The sequence below is a fragment of the Xanthobacter pseudotagetidis genome (assembly GCF_043194795.2).
Classification (GTDB): domain Bacteria; phylum Pseudomonadota; class Alphaproteobacteria; order Rhizobiales; family Xanthobacteraceae; genus Xanthobacter; species Xanthobacter tagetidis_A.
In genome coordinates this window covers 1,801,472-1,823,458 of record NZ_CM195534.1, presented here as the reverse complement: position 1 = coordinate 1,823,458, position 21,987 = coordinate 1,801,472, and the positions used below count along the sequence as shown (strand labels likewise).

21 protein-coding genes are annotated in these 21,987 nt (G+C 72.1%); 13 read left to right on the top strand and 8 right to left on the bottom strand.

Translation table 11 applies throughout. The features are described 5' to 3' along the window. Nucleotides 1–90 precede the first annotated feature (90 nt). The 10 genes from glsA to V5F67_RS08385 all read left to right on the top strand — a co-directional run bounded on the left by glsA (nt 91) and on the right by V5F67_RS08385 (nt 10,158). On the top strand, nt 91–1,086 hold the full coding sequence (glsA, locus tag V5F67_RS08430) for a glutaminase A (protein ID WP_394021254.1): 996 nt from the start codon (nt 91–93) through the stop codon (nt 1,084–1,086). Nucleotides 1,087–1,141: 55 nt separating this feature from the next. Continuing rightward, nucleotides 1,142–2,785: an MFS transporter gene (locus V5F67_RS08425; protein ID WP_394021255.1), complete on the top strand. Its 1,644-nt coding sequence runs from the start codon at nt 1,142–1,144 to the stop codon at nt 2,783–2,785. A gap of 182 nt (nt 2,786–2,967) precedes the next feature. Then, on the top strand, nt 2,968–4,395 hold the full coding sequence (locus V5F67_RS08420; protein WP_394021256.1) for a DUF3300 domain-containing protein: 1,428 nt from the start codon (nt 2,968–2,970) through the stop codon (nt 4,393–4,395). Nucleotides 4,396–4,594: 199 nt separating this feature from the next. Next, nucleotides 4,595–5,128, top strand: coding sequence for a Na+/H+ antiporter subunit E (locus tag V5F67_RS08415; protein ID WP_394021257.1), 534 nt, complete (start codon nt 4,595–4,597; stop codon nt 5,126–5,128). Beyond that, on the top strand, nt 5,121–5,408 hold the full coding sequence (locus V5F67_RS08410) for a monovalent cation/H+ antiporter complex subunit F (RefSeq protein WP_394021258.1): 288 nt from the start codon (nt 5,121–5,123) through the stop codon (nt 5,406–5,408). The genes V5F67_RS08415 and V5F67_RS08410 overlap by 8 nt, the downstream gene beginning before the upstream one ends. Continuing rightward, a complete protein-coding gene (locus tag V5F67_RS08405) occupies nt 5,405–5,746 on the top strand; it encodes a monovalent cation/H(+) antiporter subunit G (protein ID WP_394021259.1) in 342 nt (113 codons plus the stop codon). The genes V5F67_RS08410 and V5F67_RS08405 overlap by 4 nt, the downstream gene beginning before the upstream one ends. Continuing rightward, a complete protein-coding gene (locus tag V5F67_RS08400) occupies nt 5,743–6,660 on the top strand; it encodes a hydrogenase subunit MbhD domain-containing protein (protein ID WP_394021260.1) in 918 nt (305 codons plus the stop codon). Before V5F67_RS08405 ends, V5F67_RS08400 begins: the two co-directional genes overlap by 4 nt. After that, a complete protein-coding gene (locus V5F67_RS08395; RefSeq protein ID WP_394021261.1) occupies nt 6,657–6,971 on the top strand; it encodes an NADH-quinone oxidoreductase subunit K in 315 nt (104 codons plus the stop codon). The genes V5F67_RS08400 and V5F67_RS08395 overlap by 4 nt, the downstream gene beginning before the upstream one ends. Further along, complete coding sequence (locus V5F67_RS08390; RefSeq protein WP_394021262.1) at nt 6,968–8,449, top strand: complex I subunit 5 family protein; 1,482 nt, start codon at nt 6,968–6,970, stop codon at nt 8,447–8,449. The genes V5F67_RS08395 and V5F67_RS08390 overlap by 4 nt, the downstream gene beginning before the upstream one ends. After that, the gene (locus V5F67_RS08385; protein WP_394021263.1) at nt 8,446–10,158 is read left to right on the top strand and encodes a complex I subunit 5 family protein; all 1,713 of its coding nucleotides are present in this window, start codon (nt 8,446–8,448) and stop codon (nt 10,156–10,158) included. Before V5F67_RS08390 ends, V5F67_RS08385 begins: the two co-directional genes overlap by 4 nt. A 22-nt stretch (nt 10,159–10,180) precedes the next feature. Here the strand turns inward: V5F67_RS08385 and V5F67_RS08380 are convergent, their stop codons facing one another. The 4 genes from V5F67_RS08380 to V5F67_RS08365 form a co-directional block, all read right to left on the bottom strand. Further along, nucleotides 10,181–11,017, bottom strand: a complete 837-nt coding sequence (locus V5F67_RS08380) for an SAM-dependent methyltransferase (protein ID WP_394021264.1) — start codon at nt 11,015–11,017, stop codon at nt 10,181–10,183. A gap of 80 nt (nt 11,018–11,097) precedes the next feature. Continuing rightward, nucleotides 11,098–11,739 carry a VOC family protein gene (locus V5F67_RS08375; RefSeq protein ID WP_394021265.1) on the bottom strand — a complete coding sequence of 214 codons (642 nt, stop codon included), beginning with the start codon at nt 11,737–11,739 and terminating at the stop codon, nt 11,098–11,100. Nucleotides 11,740–11,800: 61 nt separating this feature from the next. Next, nucleotides 11,801–12,205: a rhodanese-like domain-containing protein gene (locus V5F67_RS08370; protein WP_394021266.1), complete on the bottom strand. Its 405-nt coding sequence runs from the start codon at nt 12,203–12,205 to the stop codon at nt 11,801–11,803. Between the two features lie 133 nt (nt 12,206–12,338). Further along, nucleotides 12,339–13,100, bottom strand: coding sequence for an IclR family transcriptional regulator (locus V5F67_RS08365; RefSeq protein WP_394021267.1), 762 nt, complete (start codon nt 13,098–13,100; stop codon nt 12,339–12,341). Nucleotides 13,101–13,379: 279 nt separating this feature from the next. Between V5F67_RS08365 and V5F67_RS08360 the strand changes: the two genes are divergently transcribed. Genes V5F67_RS08360 through V5F67_RS08350 form a run of 3 tightly spaced genes read left to right on the top strand, consistent with a single transcriptional unit; the run spans nt 13,380 to nt 17,966 of the window. Further along, a complete protein-coding gene (locus V5F67_RS08360; RefSeq protein WP_394021268.1) occupies nt 13,380–15,506 on the top strand; it encodes a hydantoinase/oxoprolinase family protein in 2,127 nt (708 codons plus the stop codon). Between the two features lie 3 nt (nt 15,507–15,509). Next, nucleotides 15,510–17,156, top strand: a complete 1,647-nt coding sequence (locus V5F67_RS08355; RefSeq protein ID WP_394021269.1) for a hydantoinase B/oxoprolinase family protein — start codon at nt 15,510–15,512, stop codon at nt 17,154–17,156. Between the two features lie 54 nt (nt 17,157–17,210). Then, nucleotides 17,211–17,966, top strand: a complete 756-nt coding sequence (locus V5F67_RS08350) for an SDR family NAD(P)-dependent oxidoreductase (protein WP_394021270.1) — start codon at nt 17,211–17,213, stop codon at nt 17,964–17,966. Between the two features lie 171 nt (nt 17,967–18,137). Here V5F67_RS08350 and V5F67_RS08345 read toward each other — a convergent pair whose 3' ends face one another. The 4 genes from V5F67_RS08345 to V5F67_RS08330 all read right to left on the bottom strand — a co-directional run bounded on the left by V5F67_RS08345 (nt 18,138) and on the right by V5F67_RS08330 (nt 21,963). Further along, entirely contained in the window at nt 18,138–18,425 is a 288-nt protein-coding gene (locus V5F67_RS08345; protein ID WP_394021271.1) for a hypothetical protein, read from the bottom strand. 26 nt (nt 18,426–18,451) lie between these two features. After that, on the bottom strand, nt 18,452–19,183 hold the full coding sequence (locus tag V5F67_RS08340; RefSeq protein ID WP_394021272.1) for a maleate cis-trans isomerase family protein: 732 nt from the start codon (nt 19,181–19,183) through the stop codon (nt 18,452–18,454). A 106-nt stretch (nt 19,184–19,289) separates the two neighbouring features. Beyond that, entirely contained in the window at nt 19,290–20,405 is a 1,116-nt protein-coding gene (locus V5F67_RS08335; protein WP_394021273.1) for an LVIVD repeat-containing protein, read from the bottom strand. Nucleotides 20,406–20,457: 52 nt separating this feature from the next. Further along, nucleotides 20,458–21,963, bottom strand: coding sequence for a tripartite tricarboxylate transporter permease (locus V5F67_RS08330; RefSeq protein ID WP_394021274.1), 1,506 nt, complete (start codon nt 21,961–21,963; stop codon nt 20,458–20,460). Nucleotides 21,964–21,987 lie beyond the last annotated feature (24 nt).

Below are 21,987 nucleotides of genomic sequence, written 5' to 3'. Positions count from 1 at the left end.
TGGCTCCAGGAAAGGCCTCCGATCCCACCGCATCCGCCCGGCGCGCCGAAGACGCCCCGAAGAGCTCGGCAGAAGAACAAGGAAGCCGCCATGTTCCGAGATGACGACCTGACCAGCCCCGCCTACATCTCCACCGGCCACCTGCCGGAGGCCGAGGAAGTCGAACGCCTGGTGCGGCGCGCCCACGCGCGCTTCAAGGACAACGCGGAAGGCGAGAACTCCAAGGTCTATCCGGCCCTGGAGCGGGTCCCGCGCGACCTGTTCGGCATCTGCGTCGCCGGCACCAGCGGGCGCATCTACGCCGCCGGCGACATCGAGCACGAATTCTCGATCATGAGCGTGTCGAAGCCGTTCATCTTCGCGCTCGTCTGCGGCGTCATCGGCCCCACCGAAGCGCGCGCGAAGCTCGGCGCCAACGCCACCGGGCGCGCCTTCAACTCGCTGGCGGCCATCGAGGCGATGCCGGGCGGCATCACCAATCCCATGGTCAATCCCGGCGCCATCGCCACCACCAGCCTGGTGCCGGGCGCGACCGGCGAGGAAAAATGGGCCTTCATCCATGGCGGGCTGTCGCGCTTCGCCGGCCGCGCCCTGCCGCTGAACGAGGAGGTCTACGCCTCGGCCATCGCCACCAACTTCCGCAACCGCGCCATCTCGCGCATGCTGCAGAGCGTCGGCGCCATCTACAGCGACCCGGACGAGGCGACCGAGCTCTACACCCGCCAGTGCTCCCTCAACGTCAGCGCTCGCGACCTCGCGGTGATGGGCGCGACGCTGGCGGACGGCGGCGTCAACCCGGTGACCCGCGAGCGCGTGGTCGAGCCGGATGTATGCCACTACGCCCTGGCGGTGATGGCGACGGCCGGCCTCTACGAGACCTCCGGCGACTGGCTCTACGAGATCGGCCTGCCAGGCAAGAGCGGCATCGGCGGCGGCATCGTCACGGTCTCGCCCGGCAAGGGCGGCCTCGGCACCTTCGCGCCGCCGCTCGATGCCGCCGGCAACAGCGTGAAGGGCCAGCTCGCCGCGCGCTACCTCTCGCAGCACCTGGGCATGGACCTGTTCGTCTCCCGCCCCGAGGAGTGATCCCGCGCCCGGCGCGTCCGCAGACCAAGAACACGATCTCAGAAGGAAAACGCCCATGGACAACACTGCCGCGGCCAGCCCGCGCGCCGGCCAGGAGACGAAGGACTCCTGGGTGCCGATGATCGCCATCGCGCTCGGCCAGGTGCTGATGTCGTTCAACGTCGCCTCGCTGCCGGTGGCGCTCGGCGGCATGGTGAAGAGCTTCAACGTCCCGCCCACCACCATCGCCACCGGCATCGTCATGTATTCCATGCTGGTGGCCGGCTTCGTGATGCTCGGCGCCAAGCTCAACCAGCGCTTCGGCGCGCTCAAGGTGTTCCGCGCCACGGTGCTGCTGTTCGGCGGCGCCCAGGTGCTGATGACCTTCAGCCCCAACGCGGCGACCATGATCACCGCCCAGGGCCTGTCGGGCGCCGCGGCGGCGGCCATCGTGCCCTCGCTGGTGGCGCTGATCGCCGAGAACTATCGCGGCACCCAGCAGGCGACCGCGCTCGGCGCGCTCGGCTCGGCGCGCGCGGCGGCCGGCGTCGCCGCCTTCCTCATCGGCGGCGTGCTCGGCACCTTCATCGGCTGGCGCCCGGCGTTCGGCATCCTGATCGCGCTCTCGGCGATCGTGTTCGTGCTCAGCTTCCGCCTGAAGCCGGATCACGGCCGGCCGGAGGTTGAGATCGACCTCGTGGGCGTGGTGCTCGCCGCCGCCGCGATCGTGCTGATCTCGTTCGGCTTCAACAACCTCAACCGCTGGGGCATGGCGGTGGCGACGCCGGCGGCCCCGTTCAACATCGCCGGGCTCTCACCCGCGCCGGTGTTCATCGTGGTGGGCATCGTGCTCGGCCAGCTGTTCGTGCGCTGGACGAAGAGACGGCAGGAGGCCGGCAGGACGCCCCTCCTCGCGCTGGAGGTCATCACCTCCGGCCAGGAGCGTGCGGCGGTGATCGCCATGTTCGCCGTGGTGGCGCTCGAGGCGATGCTGAACTTCTCGGTGCCGCTCTACATCCAGATCGTGCAGGGGCGCTCGCCGCTCGCCACCGCCATCGCCATGATGCCGTTCAACCTGACGGTGTTCTTCTCGGCGATGCTGATCGTGCGCTTCTACGACAGGCTCACGCCGCGCCAGATCGGCCGCTACGGCTTCATGCTGTGCACGGTGGCGCTGGTGTGGCTCGCCTTCGTGGTGCGCAACGACTGGAGCGCGGTGCCGGTGCTGATCGGCCTCGTGATCTTCGGCATCGGCCAGGGCTCGCTGGTGACGCTGGTGTTCAACGTGCTCGTCACCGCGTCGCCGAAGGAGCTGGCCGGGGACGTGGGATCGCTGCGCGGCACCACCAACAACCTCGCCGCCGCGGTCGGCACCGCGGTCGCCGGCGCGCTGCTGGTGACGCTGCTCTCCACCATCGTCCTCGGCCGGGTGGCGGCGACGCCCGCCCTGACCCCCGAGGTCCAGGCGATGGTGAACCTCGACAGCATCAACTTCATCTCCAACGACCGGCTGAAGACCACGCTGGAGACCGCCGGCGCCACCGCCGAGCAGGTGACGGCGGCGGTCGCGGTGAACACCGAATCGCGGCTCAGGGCGCTGAAGATCGGCCTGCTGCTGATGGCCGGCATCGCCTTGCTCTCGATCATTCCCGCGGGGCGCCTGCCGGACTACAAGCCGGGCGAGATTCCGGATCCGGACACCGCGCCGCCCGCCAAATGAGGCGGTCCCTGCCGGGGCGCCCTTTCCCCCGAGGGCAGCCCCGGCAGGAGCATGGCGCAGCGGCGACATGGCCAAGCTTTGCCATGGTTGCAGCCGAATTCGGGCACCTTTTGCCGTCACAAGCGTTGATCAGGTCTGGCGGCATTCCACGCCGGCCCGGAATGGAAGTTGGAGGGTTTATCGTGGCCGTGACAGCCAGAATGCGGCGCTCGCCGCTTCGTGCGGGCAAGGTCGGGCGGGTGCTGGTGGCGAGCGTGTTCGCCTGGTCGACCGTGGTCTTCCCCATCGCCGCCGGCGCGCAGACGCCGCCCGACGGGCCGCAGGCCCAGCCGACGCCGCCGGCCCCTCCCCCGCCGCCCGCGCCGGCCCAGGTCCCGGCGCCCGCGGCGCAGGAGACCGCCCGCTATTCCATGAGCGACCTCGAATACATCTTCGGGCCGATCGCGCTCTATCCTGACCCGCTGCTGGCGATCCTGATGCCGGCCGCCGCCTTCCCGGACCAGATCGTCGCTGCCGACAAGTGGATCGAGAACAATCCGCGCACCGTGGCGGCCCGCAACTTCGCGCTGGTCGACAAGAAGCCCTGGGATTCCTCGGTGAAGGCGCTGGCGCGCTTCCCGGATGTGATCGCGCTGCTGGCCGACCACATGGAATGGACCGAATCCATCGGCTACGCCTTCGTCACCCAGCCGCAGGACGTCTCCAACGTGATCCAGATGCTGCGCGCCAAGGCGGAGCAGGTGGGCAACCTGAAGACCAACGAGCAGCAGGTGGTGACGACCCGCGAGAGCGGCGGCCGTCAGGTGATCTACATCGCCCCCGCCAATCCCGAGCGCATCTACGTGCCGGTCTATGACAGTTCCAGCGCCTTCACCACCTTCGCCACCGGGGCGCTGCTGTTCGGCACCGGCGTGGTGGTCGGCTCGGCCTGGAACAACCGCTGGGGCTGGAACAACCGCGGCTGGAACACGGTGTGGGTGGTCCCGCCCGCCTGGCATCGCCCGCCCCACTGGGGCTGGGGTCCCGGCGCGCGGCCGCCCGCCTGGGGACCGGGACCCTGGCGCCCCGGCCGGCCGAACGTGCCGCCGCCCAACCGCCCGGGACGACCGGATCGTCCCGGCCTTGGTCCCGATCGTCCAGGCATTGGTCCCGGCCGGCCGGGCCTGCGCCCGGATCGCCCCGGCGTGCGCCCCGAGCAGCCCGGCGCGCGGCCCGACCGGCCCGGACTGCGCCCGGATCGTCCCGGCGTACGGCCTGACCGCCCCGGCGCGCGGCCCGACCGACCGGGCGTGAGGCCGGATCGGCCCGCCGCCCGCCCGGATCGTCCGGCGGCCCGGCCCGACCGGCCGGCCAACCGCCCCGCCCAGGGCGCGCGGGACAATGTGCGCAATCGCGCCCAGCAGGCGCGCCCGAAGCGCAATGCTCAGCCGCAGCGCAACGTGCGGCCGAACCGCCAGGCGGCGCCCCAGCGCAATGTACGGCCGAACCGCCAGGCGACGCCGCAGCGCAATGTACGGCCCCAGCAGCGGGCACGCCCGCAGCAGAATGCGCGGCCGCGGCAGAATGCCCGTCCGGCGCAGGGGGGCCGACCGGTGCAGCGCCACCGCTGACCCGGCGGACCGGGCGGCGCTGCGCCGCCGCCCGGCCTGAAGCTTTCCGGCGCGGCGGTGCCGCCCCGGCGACGCTTCCGTGCACTTCAGCCGGCGGCTATGATGCGGCGCATCGCGGGCCGGACCCTCGTCGACGGGCGCAGCGGGCAAGGGGACTCCGGCAAGGGAACTCGGGCAAGGGAACTCGGGCAAGGGGGCTATGGGGGAACTCTTCACGGCGCAGGGCGTCGCGCGATGGCTCTCTTTCTTCGCCGGCTGGGTGGTGCTCGGCCGGCTCTCCGCGTCCGATCTCGCCGCCGGCCTCGTCATCGCCGCCCTCTGCGCCCGCACCAGCCTCGCCTTGCTGCCGCCCGCCGGGACGCGCCTGCGCCTTCCCGGCTCCCTGGCCTACCTGACGCGGTTCTCGGCCGGCGCGCTCGCGGCCGGATGGGACGTGGCCCGCCGGGTGGCGGCGACGCCGCCCAAGGTCGCCCCCGGCATCCTCACCGTTCCCTGCCCGGTGCCGGAAGGCCTGCCGCGCGACGCCTTCCGGGCGCTCACCAGCCTCCAGCCCGGCACCCTGCCGCTCGATGCGCCCGGCCCCGGCCTCACGGTCCACTGCCTCGACGTGACCGCGCCCGTGGCGGCGGCGCTCGCGGCTGACGCCGCCGCCTTCCTCGCCATGAGCGCCCCGGCGGAGCCATTCCCGCGCGAGGCCCCGGAGCGCGAGGACGACGGACGCCGCCATGGCTGACCTCCTGTTCGCGGCCGGCGCCCTGGTGCTGCTCCTCACCGGCCTCGGCCTCGCCGCCCTGTGGCGCGGCGGCGCCGACATCGACCGCATGCTCGCGCTGCAACTGCTGGGCTCGGGCGCCATCGCCGCGCTGCTGCTCATCACGCCCGCCATGGGCGAGCCGGCGCTCATCGACGCGGCGCTGCTGCTGGCCCTGCTGGCCGCGCTCGCCGCCTGCGCCTACCGCGCGGCGCTCGGCCCCCACGCGGCGCCCGACACCGAAGCGGAGCGGCGGCCATGAGCCTGCTGCTCGATCTCCTCACGGCGCTCCTCGTCGCCGCCGGCCTCGTCTTCTTCGCCGCCGGCACGCTCGGCCTGGTGCGGCTGCCGGACCCGCTATCGCGCATCCACGCGCTCGCCAAGGCCGACAATCTGGGGCTCGCGCTCATCGTCCTCGGCCTGCTGCCGCAGGCGGGAAGCCTGATCGCCGGCGCCAAGATGATCGCCGTGTGGGGGCTGGCCCAGCTCGCGTCCGGCGCGGTGTCGCAGGTCATGGCGGAAGCTGCGACGGCGGAGGCGGCGACGGCGGCGACGGCGGCGGCGACGGCCGAGCAGGCGAAGCGGGAGGAGCGGCCGTGAGCCTCCTGCTCGACGCCGTCCTGTGCCTGCTGCTGGCGGGCGGCGCCCTCGCTGCCGTGGCGACACCGGCGCCGCGCGCGGCGGTGATCGCCTTCATGGGCTACGGCCTGCTGCTGGGCCTCGCCTGGGCCCGGCTTTCGGCGCCCGACGTGGCGCTCACCGAGATCGCCATCGGCAGCGGCATTTCCGGCATCGTGCTGCTGCGCGCGGCGGCCGGCGCGCCGACCGTGCCCGGCGCCGGCAGCAAGGCGCTCGCGGCCGCCATCTCGGCCGGGGTCGCCCTGGGGCTCGCCGCTCTGGTGCTGGCCTTGCCGGAGCCGGCGCCCTCGCGCGCCGCCGATGCCGCCGCGGCGCTGCCGGCCACCGGGCTCGGCAATCCCGTCACCGGCGTGCTGCTGGCGTTCCGCGGGCTCGACACGCTGCTGGAGAAGATCGTGCTGCTGCTGGCCCTCGTCGGCGTGTGGGCGCTGGCGCGCGACCCCCACTGGCGCGGACGGCCGGAGCCGCTGTTCGCGGGCCCCGCGCCCGCCCCCTCCGCCTTCCTCGCCCGGGTGCTGGTGCCCATCGGCCTGCTGGTGGGCGTCTACCTGCTGTGGGCCGGCGCCGACGCGCCGGGCGGCGCGTTCCAGAGCGGGGCGACGCTGGCGGCCATGGGCCTTCTGGCGCTGACGGCCGGCCTCGCGCCGCTGCCCCGCGCCGACGACCGCCGGCTGCGCGTGGTGCTGCTCGCCGGCCCGTTCGGCCTCCTGGCGGCCGGCTTCCTCGGCTGGGCGACCGCGGGCGCCTTCCTCGCCTTTCCGCCCGGCTTCGAGAAGCTGGTGATCAAGATCGTGGAGATCGCCATCACCGCCTCCATCGCCCTGACCCTGGTCCTGGTGGTGCTCGGGCCGCCCGCCGGCGAGGAGCGGCCATGAGCGCGGCGCTGCTCTACGGGCTCGCCGGGGCGCTGCTGGCGGGCTTGGGCACCTATGGCCTCCTGACCGCGCCGGGCGCGCTCGGACGCATCCTCGGCTTCAACATCCTCGGCGGCGGCGTGTTCCTGATCTTCGGCGCGGTGGCGCGGCGCGGCGCGGGCGCGGGGCTCGCCGCCGACCCGGTGCCGCAGGCGCTGGTCATCACCGGCATCGTCGTCGCCTTCTGCGCCACCGCGCTCGCGGTCGCGCTGCTGCTGCGCCTGAGGGCGGCGGAAGAAGCGGACGGCGGCGGGCCGGAGGGGGAGCCGTGAGCCCCCTCCTCGTCCTCGCCTTGACGGTGCCGCTGCTCGGCCTCGTGCCGCTGCTGCTCCTGAAGCCGCGCGCGGGAGAGCGCGCCGCGCTCGCCATCCTGGTCCTGGGGTCGGGCCTCTCGCTCGCCGTGGGCTGGGAGGTGGCGCGCACCGGCCGGGCACTCGAATACTTCGTCGCCGGCCTCGCGCCGCCGCTCGGCATCGGCCTGCGGGCGGACGGCTTCTCCGCCGCCATGATGGCCATGTGCGCGGTGGTGCTGCCGCTGATCGCCATCTACGGCATGCGCGCGCCGGGGCGCGCGGCGGCGCGCATGCCGCCCGCCTTCTTCATGCTGGCGCTGGCGCTCGCGAGCGCGCTCAACCTCGCCTTCATGGCGCAGGACCTGTTCACGCTCTACGTGGCGCTGGAGCTGCTCACCTTCGCCGCCGTGCCGCTGGTCTGCCTCGACGGCAGGGCCGGCCAGCTCAAGGCGGCGATGACCTACCTGATGTTCGCGCTGTTCGGTTCGGTGCTCTACCTGCTCGGCGTGGTGCTGGTCTACGGGCTCTACGCCACACTCGACCTCGCGCACCTGTCGGCGGCGCTCGCCAAGGCGCCGCCGGGCTGGAGCTTCGGCGCCGCGCTGGCGCTCATGAGCGCGGGGCTGATGGCGAAGGCGGCGCTGTTCCCGCTCCATCTGTGGCTGCCGCCGGCCCATTCCGGCGCGCCGCCGGCCGCGAGCGCGGTGCTCTCGGCGCTGGTGATCAAGGCGCCGCTGTTCCTGCTGGTGCGCCTGTGGGCGGATCTCGCCCCGCCGGCCATGGCCGATGCGGCGGCGCCGGTCCTCGCCGCATGCGGGGCCGGGGCGATCCTCGTCTGCGGCGTGGTGGCGCTGGCGCAGGCGCGGCTGAAGCTGCTGATCGCCTACTCCACCGCCGCGCAGATCGGCTATCTGTGCCTCATGTTCCCGCTGGCGGCGACGGACGATCCCTACTGGAGCGCGCTGGCCTGGACCGGTGGCACGCTGCACCTCGTCTCCCACGCCTTCTCCAAGGCCGCCATGTTCATGGCCGCGGGCCTCGTCGCCGAGGCCTTCGGCCACGACCGCCTCGCGGGGCTCAAGGGCGCCGCCCGCGTGGCGCCGCTCTCCATCGCCGCTTTCGCCATCGGCGGCCTCTCGCTCATGGGCCTGCCGCCGGCGGGCGGCTTCACCGCCAAGGTGATGCTGCTCACCTCGGCACTGCAGCAGAGCGCGTGGTGGATCGCGGTGGTGGTGCTGGCGGGCGGGCTGCTGGCCGGCGGCTACGTGCTGCGCCTGGTGGTGCTGGCGCTCCAGCGCCCGGACGAGGCGCTGCCCGCGCAGCGCGAATGCCGCTGGCGCGCCGGCATCGCGCTGGTTCTGGCCTTCGGCGCGGTGGCGCTCGGCTTCCTGCCGCTGGCGCCGCTGGATTTCCTCTCCATCGGCCGGCCGGTGACCTGGGCGGGGCTCATGCCATGAACGGGACCGTGAACGCGGCGATGAACGCAGCCGCTGCGGGAGCGGTGCTCGCCCCGCCCCTTCCCATCGCCGGCGCGGGCTCGGGCGCGCCGGAGGCGCTGCTCCTGCTCGCCGTCCTCGCGCCCTTGGCGCTGGCGCTCGCCATGCTGAAGCCGGCGCTGCGCCGCCGCGTGCCGGGCCTGCTCGTGCTCGCGCCGCTGCCGGCGCTGGCGGCGGCGCTGACGGTGCCGCGCGGCATGTCGGTGCTGGTCGCGCCCTACCCGTTCCGCTTCATGTTGGCGCTCGACGGAGCCGGCGCGCTGCTGCTCGGCGGCGCGGCGCTCCTGTGGATCGCCGCCGGCGCCTATGCCGCGTCCTACATGCGAAAGGACCCCGCGCGCGGCGCCTTCGCCACGTGGTGGGCGCTCACCATGGCGGGCTCGTTCGCGGTGTTCGTGGTGGCGGACGTGGCGAGCTTCTACCTCGCTTATGCCCTGGTGAGCTTTTCCGCCTTCGGCCTCGTGACCCACGACGACACCGTCGAGGCGCGGCGCGCCGGCAACCTCTACCTCGCCTTGACGGTGCTGGGCGAGGCGTTCCTGATCGCCGCCTTCGTCATGCTCGCCTCGGGCGCGAGCGAGGCCAATCCGCTGATCCGCGACGCGGTGGCGGCGCTGCCCGCCTCGCCCTTCAGGACCGCCATCGTGCTGCTTCTGCTCGCCGGCTTCACCATGAAGATGGGCCTGTTCCCGCTGCATGTGTGGATGCCGCTCGCCCATTCGGTGGCGCCGGTGCCGGGCTCGGCGGCGCTCTCCGGCGTGGTGGTGAAGGCGGGGGTGATCGGCCTGCTGCGCTTCCTGCCCGAAGGCGTGGCGCTGCCTGGCTGGGGCGAGGCGCTGACCGCCGTCGGCCTCTTCACCGCCTTCTACGGCGTCGCCCTCGGCGTGACCCAGACCCACCCCAAGCGCGCCCTCGCTTATTCCACCGTGAGCCAGATGGGCGTGGTGGGCGCGGTGATCGGCGCCGCCATCGCCTCGGGGCTGCCCGGCGCCTTCCCCATCGCCGCCTTCTATGCGGTGAACCACATGCTGCTGAAGGGCGCCATGTTCCTCGCCGCCGGGCTCGCCATGGCGGCGGCGCCGGCGCGGGCGCGGCAGGTGGCGCTGCTCGCCGGCCTGCTCGGCCTCAGCCTCGCCGGCCTGCCCTTCACCGGCGGCGCGCTGGCGAAGTACGCCATCAAGATTGTCGTGCCCGGCGGCCTCGCCGGCTTCCTTCTGACGCTGTCGGCGGCCGGCTCGGCCCTGCTCATGGCGCGCTACGCGCTGCTGGTGGCGGCCAGCGGCAAGCCGGACAAGGCGCCGCCCGCCGGCATCATCCTGCCCACGCTGGCGCTGGCGGCCCTGGCGCTGGCGGTGCCGTTCGTGCTGTTCGGGCCCGTGACGGGGCTGCCGCTCGCCGCCGCCTTCTCGGCCGATGCGCTGGCGAAGGGCCTGTGGCCGGTGGCGCTCGGCCTCGCGCTCGCGGGGCTGCTCGCCTGGCGCAGCTGGCCGCTGCCGGAGGTGCCGGCGGGCGACATCCTGCACGCCATGGGCCCGCTCAAGGCGCTCTGGCGAGGCATCTCAGGCCTCGCCGTGGCGGCGGACGGCCAGCTGCGCCGCTGGCCGGTGGCGGCGGCGGCGCTGATCGCCATGGCCGCGCTGCTGGCGGCGGCGACCGCAGGCGGGTTCTGAGCCTTCGGACGCGACGCCCGCCTCACGCCTCGCAGACGAAGGTGACGGTGCGGATGCGCCGCTCGCGCAGGGTCGCCACCTGATTGCGCGCCATGGCCGCGAAATCGTCGCCCAGCAGCAGGCGCAGGGTGGGCGCCCGGGCCGCCCCCGCCTCGGCGCCCGCCGCCGCCGCCCGCGCCGCCATGCGCTCGAACCAGAGCTGGCCCTCGGCGGTGGAATCACGGCTTTCGACCAGCCGGAACCCGGCGCCCTCCAGCAGCTCCCGCATGGCCTCGGGGGTCGCCAGATGGCTGATGGCCGGGGTGCGCGCCCAGGGCACGGGATAGAGCACCGGCCCGCCCTCGCCCTGGAGGATGTCGTAGGCGACGAACCGGCCGCCCGGCTTCAGCACCCGCCGCGCCTCGGCATACATGCGGTCCTTGGCGGCAATGTTCATGGCGGCATGGATGGTCATGGCGGCGTCGAACGCGGCGTCGGCGAACGGCAGCGCCGTGGCGTCGCCCTCGCGGAAGTCGACGCGGCCGGACAGCCCCACCCAGGCGCTCAGCGCCGTCGCCGCCGCGCAATAGGCCGGGGTCAGGTCGATGCCGGTAACGTGGCAGCCGGTCGCCTCGGCCAGGGTGCGCGCCGGGCCGCCGAGGCCGCTGCCGACGTCCAGCAGGCGCGAGGCGGCATGGAGGCGCAGGAAGCCGGCGAGCTCCAGGGTCGCCGCGCGGCCGCGGACATGGAACTCGTCGACGCCCGCGAGATCGGCGGCGGTGATCCGTCCGGGGTCCTTGCCGGCGGCGCGCAGGGCGTCGGCGATGGCGCGGACGAGGTCCCCGCCGCTCTCGTAGTGGCGCGCCACGTCATCGGTCATTGCCGGCTCCTCCTGTGTGCGAGCGGACCCCGACTTCGCGTCAGGACCCGCCGGCCGTCAAGGGCGCGGCGCCGTCCCTCTCAGGCGAGGACCCGGCGGGTGCCGTCGGGCCGGCGCAGGACGAAGGCGAGGCCGGAGGCCGGGGCCTCCTCCACCGCCGCCAGCGCGGCGATGCCCGCGGCGGCGAGGAAGTCCGCCACCGCGGCGGGATCCGGATGGCGCACGATCACCGCCTCCAGCACCAGGCCCGAGGGCTGCATGCCGGCGGAGGGATGGGGCGGGCCGTCCCATTCGATGAAGCCGGGCACGATGCCGCCGAGCGCGCCGACCCCGTCGTCCGGCACCGTGAGACGCCAGGAGCGGGTGCCGCGCGACATGGCCTTCACCGGGCCGAGGTCCACCGGGCTTTTCGCCACCACGCCGTCGAGGTCGTCGGTGCGGATCACCCAGCCTACCGGCGCCGGCCCCCTGGCGAGGCGCGCGCGGCGCGCCGGCAGGTCGAGGCCGAACCAGCGCGGCCGGCCGGGCGCGGGCGCCTCCGGGTCGATGGCGATCAGCTCCAGGAACTCGCCGTCCGTGGTGCGCATGACCCGGTTGTGGGTGCTCATGTCCACATGTTTGCCGCCGAGCGGCATGTCGATGCCGAGGAGGGTCCGCATGTCGGCGGCGCCGCTGTCCAAATCGGCGGCGCCGACGGTGACGTGATCGATCTCGTTGCGCATCTTCGGGTCCGTGCTGGAGGTTCCGCCCGCTGTGTAGGGCAACGGGCGCGGCGGCGAAAGCTCAGCGCGGCGGGTCGGTGGCGACCGGGCCGCCGGCCTCCTTCCAGGCCTTGAAGCCGCCCTTGATGTGGGCCACGTCCTCCACCCCCATGCGCTGGAGCAGGTGTACTGTGAGCGCCGAGCGCCAGTCGAGCGCGCAGTGGAACAGCAGCTTCCTGCCCTCCCCGAACTCCTTCTTGAAATAGGGGCTTTCCGGGTCGATCCAGAACTCCACCATGCCGCGCGGGCAGTGGAACGCGCCGGGGATATAGCCCTCGCGCTGGCGCTCGCGCACGTCGCGGATGTCCACCACCAGCCATTCGGGGTCCGAGGCGAGCGCGATCGCCTCGGCCGGCTCGACCTCGGTGATGGCGGCGCGCGCCTCCTCCAGCAGCTCCTTGACGCCCATCTTCAGCTTGCCGGTCATGGTGCGGGCCTCCTCGCGGCGCGGCCTGGCGCGCCATTGTTCTGATATGTGAAACGATAATTCAGTATTTTGGCACGACGGAACGGCGCGCTCAAGCGGCCGGCGCGTCCCGGGCGGGAAACCCTCTCCCCGCTCACAGCGGGCGCCCCGCGTTCACGGCCTCGCTGATCCGCCGGCCGGCCTCCGCCACCGCCGGGCCGATCTTGCGGATCTGCTGGCGCGTCAGGCGGCTGAGCGGGCCGGAGACGCCCACCGCCGCGATCACGCGCCCTTCCGGATCGCGCACCGGGGCGGCGACGCCGGTGACGTCGTCGCGATACTCGGCGATGTTGGTGGCGATGCCACGCGCGCGTACCGTCTCCATCTCCGTGTCGAGCGCCTTCAGGGTGGTGATGGTGCGCGCGGTCTGGCGCGAGAGGTTGCCCGACAGGCGCGGGCGCAGCAGCTCGTAGTTGAACGCCAGCAGCACCTTGCCGGTGGCGACGCAATGGAGCGGCGCGGTGCCGCCGCGCTCGGAATAGGCGCGCACCGAGCGCGCGCTGTCCACCTTCTCCACATAGAGCACGTCGATGCCGTCGATGACGGAAAGGTGCACCGTCTCGCCCGAGAGCCGCGCCAAAGCGTGCATGGCGGGGCCGGCGATGGCGGGCAGGTTCATGTGGCCAATGACGGAATTGCCGAGCTTCCAGACCTTCAGGGTGCAGCGATAGGTGCGGTCCGGCTCCTGCTCCAGATATTCGAGCGCCTTCAGCGTGCGCACCAGGCGATGGACGTTCGACTTGTTGAGCGAGAGCCTGGCGGCGAGGTCGGAGATGCCGAGCGGGCGCGGCGACGAGGAGAGCGCCTCCAGAACCAGCATGCCCTTGGAAAGGGTCGCATCCAGTCGCTCAGGCATCAGCGGCTCCTCCTGGCCCCGCGGCGCGCGCCGCGCCTTTCCGCGGATGGACCATCCTGCGGCGGCCCGTGGGGCGCCATGCGATCCTTGCGTTTCATATATCGGAATTTCCGGCCCCAGCGCAACCGCGCGGCGGCCTCCGGACCGTCCCCGCACGGTCGTGCGGGCGCTTGCGCCGCATCGGGATCGGTGCCAGAATTCAAAACACTTGTTCCAAATATTGGAATTTTATGTCCGCTGTCCGGCCGGTGCGAGCCGTCCGTCGCGCGAGGGGATGAGATGACCAAATCGGCGGACGGGCGGATCGGGGTGGATATCGGCGGCACCTTCACCGACACCGCCCTGGAGCTCGGCGGGAAGCTCTATTCCAGCAAGGTACTCACCACCTATGCCGCGCCCGAGCGGGCGATCCTCGATGGCATCCGCCTCGTGCTCGCGTCGGCCGGCGTCGGGCCCGAGGCGGTGCGCGGGGTCATCCACGGCACCACTCTCGTCACCAACGCGCTGATCGAGCGGCGCGGCGCCCGCACCGCCCTCGTCACCACCGAGGGCTTCCGCGACGTCATCGAGATGCGCCGCGAGAACCGCTTCGAGCAGTACGACCTCAACATGGTCCTGCCCGCCCCGCTGATCCCCCGCGCCGACCGCTTCACCCTCGGCGAGCGCATGGGCGCCCACGGCGAGGTGCTGAAGGCGCTCGACGAGGCGGAGGTGGAGGCGCTCGCGGACCGCCTCAAGGCCGGCGGCTATGAGAGCGTCGCGGTGGGCTTCCTGCACTCGTACGCCAACGGCGCCCACGAAAAGCGCGCCGGCGAGATCCTGCGCGCCGCGATGCCCGGCGTCGCAGTCTCGCTCTCGAGCGCGGTGTCGCCGCGCATGCGCGAGTTCGAGCGCTTCAACACCGTGTGCGCCAACGCCTATGTGCAGCCCATGGTGGAGGGCTATCTCAAGCGCCTCGCCGGCTGCCTCGCCGGGATCGGCCTCGCCTGTCCGGTCTTCATGATGCATTCCGGCGGCGGCCTCATGTCGGTGGAGGACGCGGCGCTGTTCCCCGTGCGGCTGCTGGAATCCGGGCCGGCGGGCGGCGCCATCTTCGCGGCGCGCTACGGCAAGGCGCACGGGCTCGACCGGGTGCTCTCCTTCGACATGGGCGGCACCACCGCCAAGATCTGCCTGATCGAGGACCAGCGCCCCAAGGCCGCCGACACTTTCGAGGTGGCGCGCACCTACCGGTTCAAGAAGGGCAGCGGCATGCCCATCTCCATCCCTGTGATCGAGATGGTGGAGATCGGCGCCGGCGGCGGTTCCATCGCCCATGTGGACGTGATGCGCCAGATCCGCGTCGGCCCGGAGAGCGCCGGCTCCGAGCCCGGCCCCGCCGCCTACGGGCGCGGCGGCACGAGGCCCACCGTCACCGACGCCAACCTGCTGCTGGGCCGGCTCGATCCGGACGCCTTCGCCGGCGGCTCGATCGCCCTCTCGGTGCCGGGCGCCACCGACGCCATGCGCGACCACGTCGCCGCGCCGCTCGCCTTGCCGGAGGACCAGGCGGCGGTGGGCATCTGCGAGGTGGTGGACGAGAACATGGCCAACGCCGCCCGCGCCCATGCGGTGGAGAACGGGCGCGACCTTGCCACCTACACCATGATCGCCTTCGGCGGCGGCGCGCCCATCCACGCCTGTCGGGTGGGCGAGAAGCTGGGCGTCGATACCGTGCTGGTGCCGCCGGGCGCGGGCGTCGGCTCGGCCATCGGCTTCCTGGCGACCCCGTTCGGCTACGAGACCGTCCGCTCCAGCCACCTGCGCCTCGAAAAGGCGGAGGCGGTCGCGCTCCAGGCGGTGGTGGACGAGATGAAGCGCGAGGCCGCCGCCTTCGTCGCCCGCGGCGCCGGGGACACGGCGCCGGAATTCTCGCTGCGCGCCTTCATGCGCTATGTGGGCCAGGGCTGGGAGATTCCGGTCGACCTGCCCGACGCGCCGTTCGCGGCCGATTGCGCGGCCGGGCTGCGCGCGCGGTTCGAAGCGGAATACGAGCGCCTGTTCGGCCGCGTCATCGCCGGGCAGGCGGTGGAGATCGTCTCGTGGTCGGTGCGCGCGGCGACGCCCGAGCCCGAGGTGCCGCGCGCCGCGCCGCCGCCCGACACCGGGCCGGCGCCGGTGGCGGGCACCCGCCGCATCTTCGACGCCGGCGCGCGCGACTTCGTGGCGGCCAAGGTCGTCGCCCGCGCCGCCATGGCGCCCGGCGCCGTCGCCGAGGGACCGGCGGTGATCGTCGAGGCCGAGACCTCCACCATCGTCACCTCCGCCTTCCGGGCGGTGATGCAGACCGACGGCACGCTCAGGCTCGACCGCCGGGCGAAGGTCAGCGAGACTTCATCGGGCACCCGCGCCGGGGAGGCGGTCTGAGCCATGCACAAGCTGAGCGAAGTCGACTTCCAGATCCTGTGGAACCGCCTGATCGCGGTGGTTGAGGAGCAGGCGCAGACCCTGGTGCGCACCGCCTTCTCCACCAGCGTACGCGAGGCCGGCGACCTCTCCGCCGGCATCTTCGAGGCGGAAGGGCGCATGCTCGCCCAGGCGGTCACGGGCACGCCGGGCCACGTGAACGCCATGGCCGAGGCGGTGGCCCACTTCATCCGCGACATCGGCCCCGACGACATCTTTTCGGGCGACGTCTACATCACCAACGATCCGTGGAAGGGCACCGGCCACCTGCACGACATCACGGTGGTGACGCCCTCCTTCCGCGCCGGGCGGCTCGTGGGCTTCTTCGCCTGCACCGCCCATGTGGTGGACATCGGCGGGCGCGGCTTCGGGCCGGACGGGCGCGAGGTGTTCGAGGAGGGGTTGCGCATCCCCATCATGAAGCTCGCCGCGCGCGGGGAGGTGGACGAGGGCCTGATCCGCATCGTGCGCGCCAATGTGCGCACACCGCAGCAGACGGTGGGCGACATCTTCTCACTCGCCGCCTGCAACGAGGTGGGCCACCGCCGCCTCATGGACACCATGGACGAATTCCACCTCGACGACCTGGAGCAGCTCGCCGGCTTCATCTTCGACCGCAGCCGCGAGGCCACCCGCGCCTGCCTGAAGGGCCTGCCGCGCGGACGGTTCGAGAACGAGATGCGCATCGACGGCTACGACGCGCCGGTGACGCTGAAGGTGGCGCTCGACATGGGCGACGGGGAGATTCTTGCCGATTTCTCCGGCACCTCAGGCGAGAGCCCGTTCGGCGTGAACGTGCCGCTGGTCTATACCCGCGCCTATGCCTGCTACGGGCTGAAATGCGCGCTCGCGCCCATGGTTCCGAACAACGCCGCTTCGCTGGAGGCGTTCGAGGTCACGGCGCCGCCCGGCTCGATCCTGAACGCGCGCGACCCGGCGCCGGTGGCGATCCGCCACGTGATCGGCCACATGGTTCCGGACCTGGTGCTGGGCGCGCTCCACAAGTGCCTGCCGGAGCGCATCCCGGCCGAGGGCGCGGGCGCGCTGTGGAACATCCACATCAGCGCCCGCCGCCTCCCCGGCGCCAACGTGGAGGGGCCGGCGGGCGCCGAGATCCTCATGTTCAACAGCGGCGGCACCGGCGCGCGCGCGACCCTCGACGGCATGAGCGCCACCGCCTTCCCGAGCGGGGTGCACACCATGTCGGTGGAGGCGACCGAGCAGGTCGGCCCGATCGTCGTCTGGCGCAAGGAGCTGCGGCCCGATTCCGGCGGCGCCGGGCGCCAGCGCGGCGGCCTCGGCCAGACCATCGAGATCGGCGCGGCGGACGGCTACGACTTCCACTTCAACGCCATGTTCGACCGGGTGGACAATCCCGCCCGCGGCCGCGACGGCGGCGCCGACGGCGCGCCGGGCCGGGTGGCGCTCGACGACGGCACCAAGCTCAAGGGCAAGGGTCGCCAGCACGTGCCGGCCGGCCGGAAGCTCAGGCTCGACCTGCCCGGGGGCGGCGGCTTCGGCCCGCCCGCCGAGCGCGACGGCGCGGCGGTGGATCGGGATATCGCGGCGGGCTACGTCTCACCCGAGGCGGCGCGGCGCGAGGATCGCTGAGGCCGCCTTGAACCACCATCCGCCGACGCGGCGGGCCACATCGGAGCCATTCCCATGACGCTTGAAGGAAAGTCCGCCATCGTCACCGGCGGCGCGCAGGGCATCGGCCTCGCCTGCGTCGCCGCGCTCGTCGCCGAGGGCGCGCGCGTGACCATCGCCGACGTGAAGCTGGAAGAGGCGGGGAAGGCGGCCGCGGCGTTCGGCGACAAGGCCGCGGCGGTGGCCTGCGACGTCTCGAAGCCAGAGGACGTGAAGGCGGCGGTGGAGGCCGCCGAGGCCGCCTTCGGCACGGTGACGGTGCTGGTGAACAATGCCGGCATCACGCTGTCCGGCGATATCCTCTCGCTGGAGCTGGACGCGTTCCGCAAGGTGCTGGACGTGAACCTCGTCGGCACCTTCCTGATGAGCCAGGAGGTGGCGCGGCGCATGGTGGCGGCGAAGGCGAAGGGCGCCATCGTCAACCTCTCGTCCATCAACTCCATCATGGCGATCCCGGCCATCACCGCCTATTGCGCCTCCAAGGGCGGCGTCGCCCAGGTGACGCGCGCGAGCGCGCTGGCGCTGGCGCCCCACGGCATCCGCGTGAACGCGGTGGCGCCGGGCTCCATCATGACCGACATGATGCGCGGGGTCGCCGCCGACGAGGCGGCCATGAAGCGCGTGCTCTCGCGCACCCCGCTCGGGCGCATCGGCGAGCCTTCCGAGATCGCGGACGCGGTGGCGTTCCTCGCCGGCGACAAGTCGAGCTACATCACCGGCGAGACCATCTTCATCGACGGCGGCCGCGCGGCGCTGAACTACACGGTGTGAGCAAGGGCGGGGAGCCTCCCATCCGGCCGTCGCCCTCCGACTTGATCGGAGGGCCCATGGCCACTGCGCCGGGACGCCACCGCGCGGAGGAACGGGTGCTCCGGTCAAGCCGGAGCACGACGGCGGCTGATGGGGCAGCCGCAGCAATCTCCGCCGCGCGGGCGGGCCTTCTCACACCTCCACCGCCTTGAACCCCATGGGCGCGCGCATGGGGCGGCGGGCGGGGGCCTTCATGGCGATGAGGCCCACCGCCTTCTGCCGGGCACGGAACATGCGCTCGAAATGAGCCCAGGGGATCGCCGCGCAGGCGGGGCTGAAGAACGCCTCCCAGGAGGCTTCCGGCACCTTCTCCCCCGGCATCCGCGCCTCTTCCGCACGCGTGCGCTCGCGCACCACGTGGGAGGCGGGGACGAACGGGCGATACTTGTTTCCGTCCTCGTATTCGTAGAAGCAGCACATGACCAAGATCCGATAATCGTTGGATTTTATCCCGCTCCGAGGCGATCGAGCAAGCGCCCGCCGCCGCGCCCGGAGGCGTCCACCTTCATGTGGTCGAGCGCTGCCCAGAGCGAGGCCTGGTTGGAGGAGACGACCGGCTTGCCGAGCCGTGCCTCCAGATCGGCGATGCGGTCGCAGGTGAGCAGCTGGGTGCAGCTGATGAAGACGCCGTCGCAGCCCGCGATCTCCTCCGCGTGGCGCGTGACCATCTCGGCGACGGCGTCCGAGGAGATGCGGCGGATCTCCTCGCTCGAACCGCAGCCGAACGTGTCCCACGCCGTCACGCAGACGCCGTGGCGGGCGAGGAAGGCCGCCTCCTCCCGGTTGATGTCGTCGGGATAGGGCGTGACCATGTAGACTCGCCCCATCCCCAGCGCGGCGAGCGCGCGATGCACGGCCGTGGAGGTGGTGACGGCGGGGATGCCTGTCAGCGTCTCGATCTCGGCGGCAAGGTCCGCGTCGCTCTCCCCGCCGAGGAAGCTGCCGCTGGTGCAGCCATAGACGATGATCTCGGGATAGGTCTGGGCCAGGTCGCGCGCGGCGCGCGGCAGCGACTGCGCCATCGCCATGAGGGACGCCGACGAGAGCGAGGAATCCGGCCGCGACAGGCGGTTCGTATGCATGGAGACGTGCGGCGGCAGCAGCGGCGGCAGCTCGCGCTCCATGGTCACGTTGCCGGGCGGGAACAGCACCCCAAACTTGCGCGGCGTCGGCTCCACGTCGCCCCTCCTCTTCCCAAGACATCGGCGGGACGGCCGGGGCGAGCCCGGCCATGACGGCGGTCGGCGACGCAGCGGGCTGCGGCCCCCCGATCCGGGCGGACGCTCAGTCCCGCTTCAGGATGTGCATGCCGCGGTTGCGGTCGATGACGTACATGAGGCCCTCCTCGGTGAGGAAGACGTCGTTGGTGCCCGGCCGGTCGAAGCCCTCCGGCGGGTCCGGCACGAAATAGGCCACCTCCCTGGGCGCATGGGGGTTCTTCACGTCCACCACCCGCAGGCCATAGGCGAACCAGGCGACCGGGATCTCGGTGCCGTAGACCTGCTCCGCAGGCTGATGGCAGCCGCTGAACTCCGGCATGTTCACGGCCTCCAGCCCCTCGATCTGGTAGGTGGAGACGATGGTCGGATACTCTTCCTCGGTGATGTCCACCAGCCACAGGAAGGGCGGCGGCGAGGGCTTGGTCTTGCGCACGTCCTCGTCCGCCACCAGCAGGATGTCGCGGCCCGCGAGCTTGAACGGCATGGGCAGCGCGGTGTGGGTCGGGTGGGTGAAGGGCGGGTTGTAGCGCAGGCGCGAGATGAGCTTCGGCTTCGACATGTCCTCGATGTCGAGGATCGCCATGCCAGCGTGCCAGTAGGCCACATAGAGGCGGTTGCCCCGGCGCAGAACCTGGTGGCACCAGGTCATGCGGTAGCCCTCGTCCGGGGTCTCGCCGCCCGCCACCCACTGGCCCGGCATCCACCAGCGCCCCACCTCCTTGGGGTTCGCCGGGTCCTCGAGGTCGATGATCATCATGATGTTGAGGTGATAGCCCTCCACCTCCGGCGTGATGTAGGCGTAGCGCCCGTCGAAGTCGAAGCGGTGCACGCCCGTGCCGGCGGTCTTCCAGAACGCGACCTGCTTCGGATTGGCCGGGTCCTTCACGTCATAGATGGCGAGGCCGCCCTGGAAGTTCTCGTCGAGGATGTAAGGCGGCGGGCACTCCCAGTTCACCAGCATGATGTCGTTCTCCACCCGCACCTTGTGCGAGTGCACCCCCTTGGGGATGGAGATGTGGTGCACCTGCCTGGGGTTGGCCGGGTCCGAGATGTCGACGATGGTGGTGCCGTAGGGCGCGTCCATGTGGGCGATGTAGCAGTAGTTGCCCTTCACATAGACTTGGCCGCCGCCCGGGCAGTCGAAATAGGACAGAACCTTCAGACCTTTGATCTCAGCCATTTGAACGTCACTCCGGGCAGTTCTTGGTGTTGGTCGGAAAGGATGAGGCCGCTCAGTCAAGCGCCGCACCGGCCGGCAGGCGCCGGCGCCATTTCAGGAAGGCGTTGGTGGCGAACAGCAGCACCATCGCCGCCACCACCACCACGCAGATGGGCCGCGTCACGATCAGCCCCCACTCGCCGTTGGCGAGGAACATGGTCTGGCGCAGCGCCTTCTCGATCATCGGCCCGAGCACCAGGGCTATGACCAGCGGCGAGGGATCGATGGAGAGCTTGCGCAGCCCGTAGCCGGCCGCGCCCGCGATCACCATGATCCAGATGTCGAGCAGGCTGTTGTTGATGGAATAGGTGCCCACCAGGCACAGGATCATCACCATCGCCGCCAGCACGTTCTGCGGCAGCTTCAGCACCGAGACGAAGACATGCACCAGCGGCAGGTTCAGGATCAGGAGCAGCAGGTTGCCGATATACATGCTGGCGATCACGCCCCAGAACACGTCCGGCGCGTTGAGCATGAACATCGGCCCCGGCTGCACGCCGTGGATCACCAGCGCCGCCAGCAGCATGGCGGTGGCGGGCGAGAAGGCGATGCCGAGCGAGAACATGGGCACCATGGCCCCCGCCGTCGCGGCGTTGTTGGCGCTCTCCGGGCCGGCCACCCCCTCGATGGCGCCGTGCCCGAAGCGCTCCGGCGTGCGCGAGAGACGCTTCTCCACCCGGTAGGACAGGAAGGAGGAGACCACGGTGGCCGGCCCCGGCACGAGGCCGATGAGGAAGCCGAGCCCGCTGCCGCGCAGGATCGGCCAGAACGACATCTTCGCCTCCTGCCAGGAGGGCAGGAGATCGCGGAAGCGCACCTTGGTGAGGCGCGCCTTCTGCTCGCCCTCCTCCATCATGGAGAGCACCTCGGCGATGCCGTAGAGGCCCATGATGACCGGCACGAGGTCGATGCCCTGGGCGAGCTGGGTGAAGCCGAAGGTGAAGCGCTGGGTTCCGGTGATGGGGTCGATGCCCACGGTGGAGATGGCGAGCCCGAGCCCGACCATGATGAAGGCGATGTGGAACGGGTTGGTGGAGAGCCCGCACAGGAAGACCAGGCCCGCCGCGGCGAGCACGAAGTATTCCGGCGGACCGAACTGGAGCGCCATCTCGGCGAGCCACGGCCCCACCAGCATGATGCCGACGATGCCGAGCGTGCCGGCCACGAACGAGCCGATGGCGGCGATGGCGAGCGCGGGTCCCGGCCGGCCCTTCTTCGCCATCTGGTAGCCGTCCACGGCAGTCATGATCGAGGCCGCCTCGCCCGGCACGTTGAGCAGGATGGCGGTGGTGGAGCCGCCGTACATGGAGCCGTAATAGATGCCCGCCAGCATGATGATGGCGGCCTCCGGCGGCAGCGCGAAGGTGAGCGGGATGAGCAGCGCCATCCCGGCGTTGGGGCCGATGCCCGGCAGCACGCCCACCAGCGACCCGAGCGCCACGCCGATGAAGCACGCCAGCAGGTTCGCGGGCAGCGCCGCCACCGAGAAGCCGTGGGCAAGGCCGGCGATCATCTCCATGGCCGCGCCTCCCCGGCGACAGGA

Coding starts and splice junctions, on each gene's coding strand:
- V5F67_RS08360 (WP_394021268.1), top strand. CDS start 13,380: ATGACCAAATCGGCGGACGGGCGGATCGGGGTGGATATCGGCGGCACC.
- V5F67_RS08370 (WP_394021266.1), bottom strand. CDS start 12,205: ATGACCGGCAAGCTGAAGATGGGCGTCAAGGAGCTGCTGGAGGAGGCG.
- V5F67_RS08405 (WP_394021259.1), top strand. CDS start 5,405: ATGAGCCTGCTGCTCGATCTCCTCACGGCGCTCCTCGTCGCCGCCGGC.
- V5F67_RS08335 (WP_394021273.1), bottom strand. CDS start 20,405: ATGGCTGAGATCAAAGGTCTGAAGGTTCTGTCCTATTTCGACTGCCCG.
- V5F67_RS08395 (WP_394021261.1), top strand. CDS start 6,657: ATGAGCGCGGCGCTGCTCTACGGGCTCGCCGGGGCGCTGCTGGCGGGC.
- V5F67_RS08380 (WP_394021264.1), bottom strand. CDS start 11,017: ATGACCGATGACGTGGCGCGCCACTACGAGAGCGGCGGGGACCTCGTC.
- V5F67_RS08425 (WP_394021255.1), top strand. CDS start 1,142: ATGGACAACACTGCCGCGGCCAGCCCGCGCGCCGGCCAGGAGACGAAG.
- V5F67_RS08365 (WP_394021267.1), bottom strand. CDS start 13,100: ATGCCTGAGCGACTGGATGCGACCCTTTCCAAGGGCATGCTGGTTCTG.
- V5F67_RS08350 (WP_394021270.1), top strand. CDS start 17,211: ATGACGCTTGAAGGAAAGTCCGCCATCGTCACCGGCGGCGCGCAGGGC.
- V5F67_RS08345 (WP_394021271.1), bottom strand. CDS start 18,425: ATGTGCTGCTTCTACGAATACGAGGACGGAAACAAGTATCGCCCGTTC.
- glsA (WP_394021254.1), top strand. CDS start 91: ATGTTCCGAGATGACGACCTGACCAGCCCCGCCTACATCTCCACCGGC.
- V5F67_RS08385 (WP_394021263.1), top strand. CDS start 8,446: ATGAACGGGACCGTGAACGCGGCGATGAACGCAGCCGCTGCGGGAGCG.
- V5F67_RS08415 (WP_394021257.1), top strand. CDS start 4,595: ATGGGGGAACTCTTCACGGCGCAGGGCGTCGCGCGATGGCTCTCTTTC.
- V5F67_RS08410 (WP_394021258.1), top strand. CDS start 5,121: ATGGCTGACCTCCTGTTCGCGGCCGGCGCCCTGGTGCTGCTCCTCACC.
- V5F67_RS08355 (WP_394021269.1), top strand. CDS start 15,510: ATGCACAAGCTGAGCGAAGTCGACTTCCAGATCCTGTGGAACCGCCTG.
- V5F67_RS08330 (WP_394021274.1), bottom strand. CDS start 21,963: ATGGAGATGATCGCCGGCCTTGCCCACGGCTTCTCGGTGGCGGCGCTG.
- V5F67_RS08375 (WP_394021265.1), bottom strand. CDS start 11,739: ATGCGCAACGAGATCGATCACGTCACCGTCGGCGCCGCCGATTTGGAC.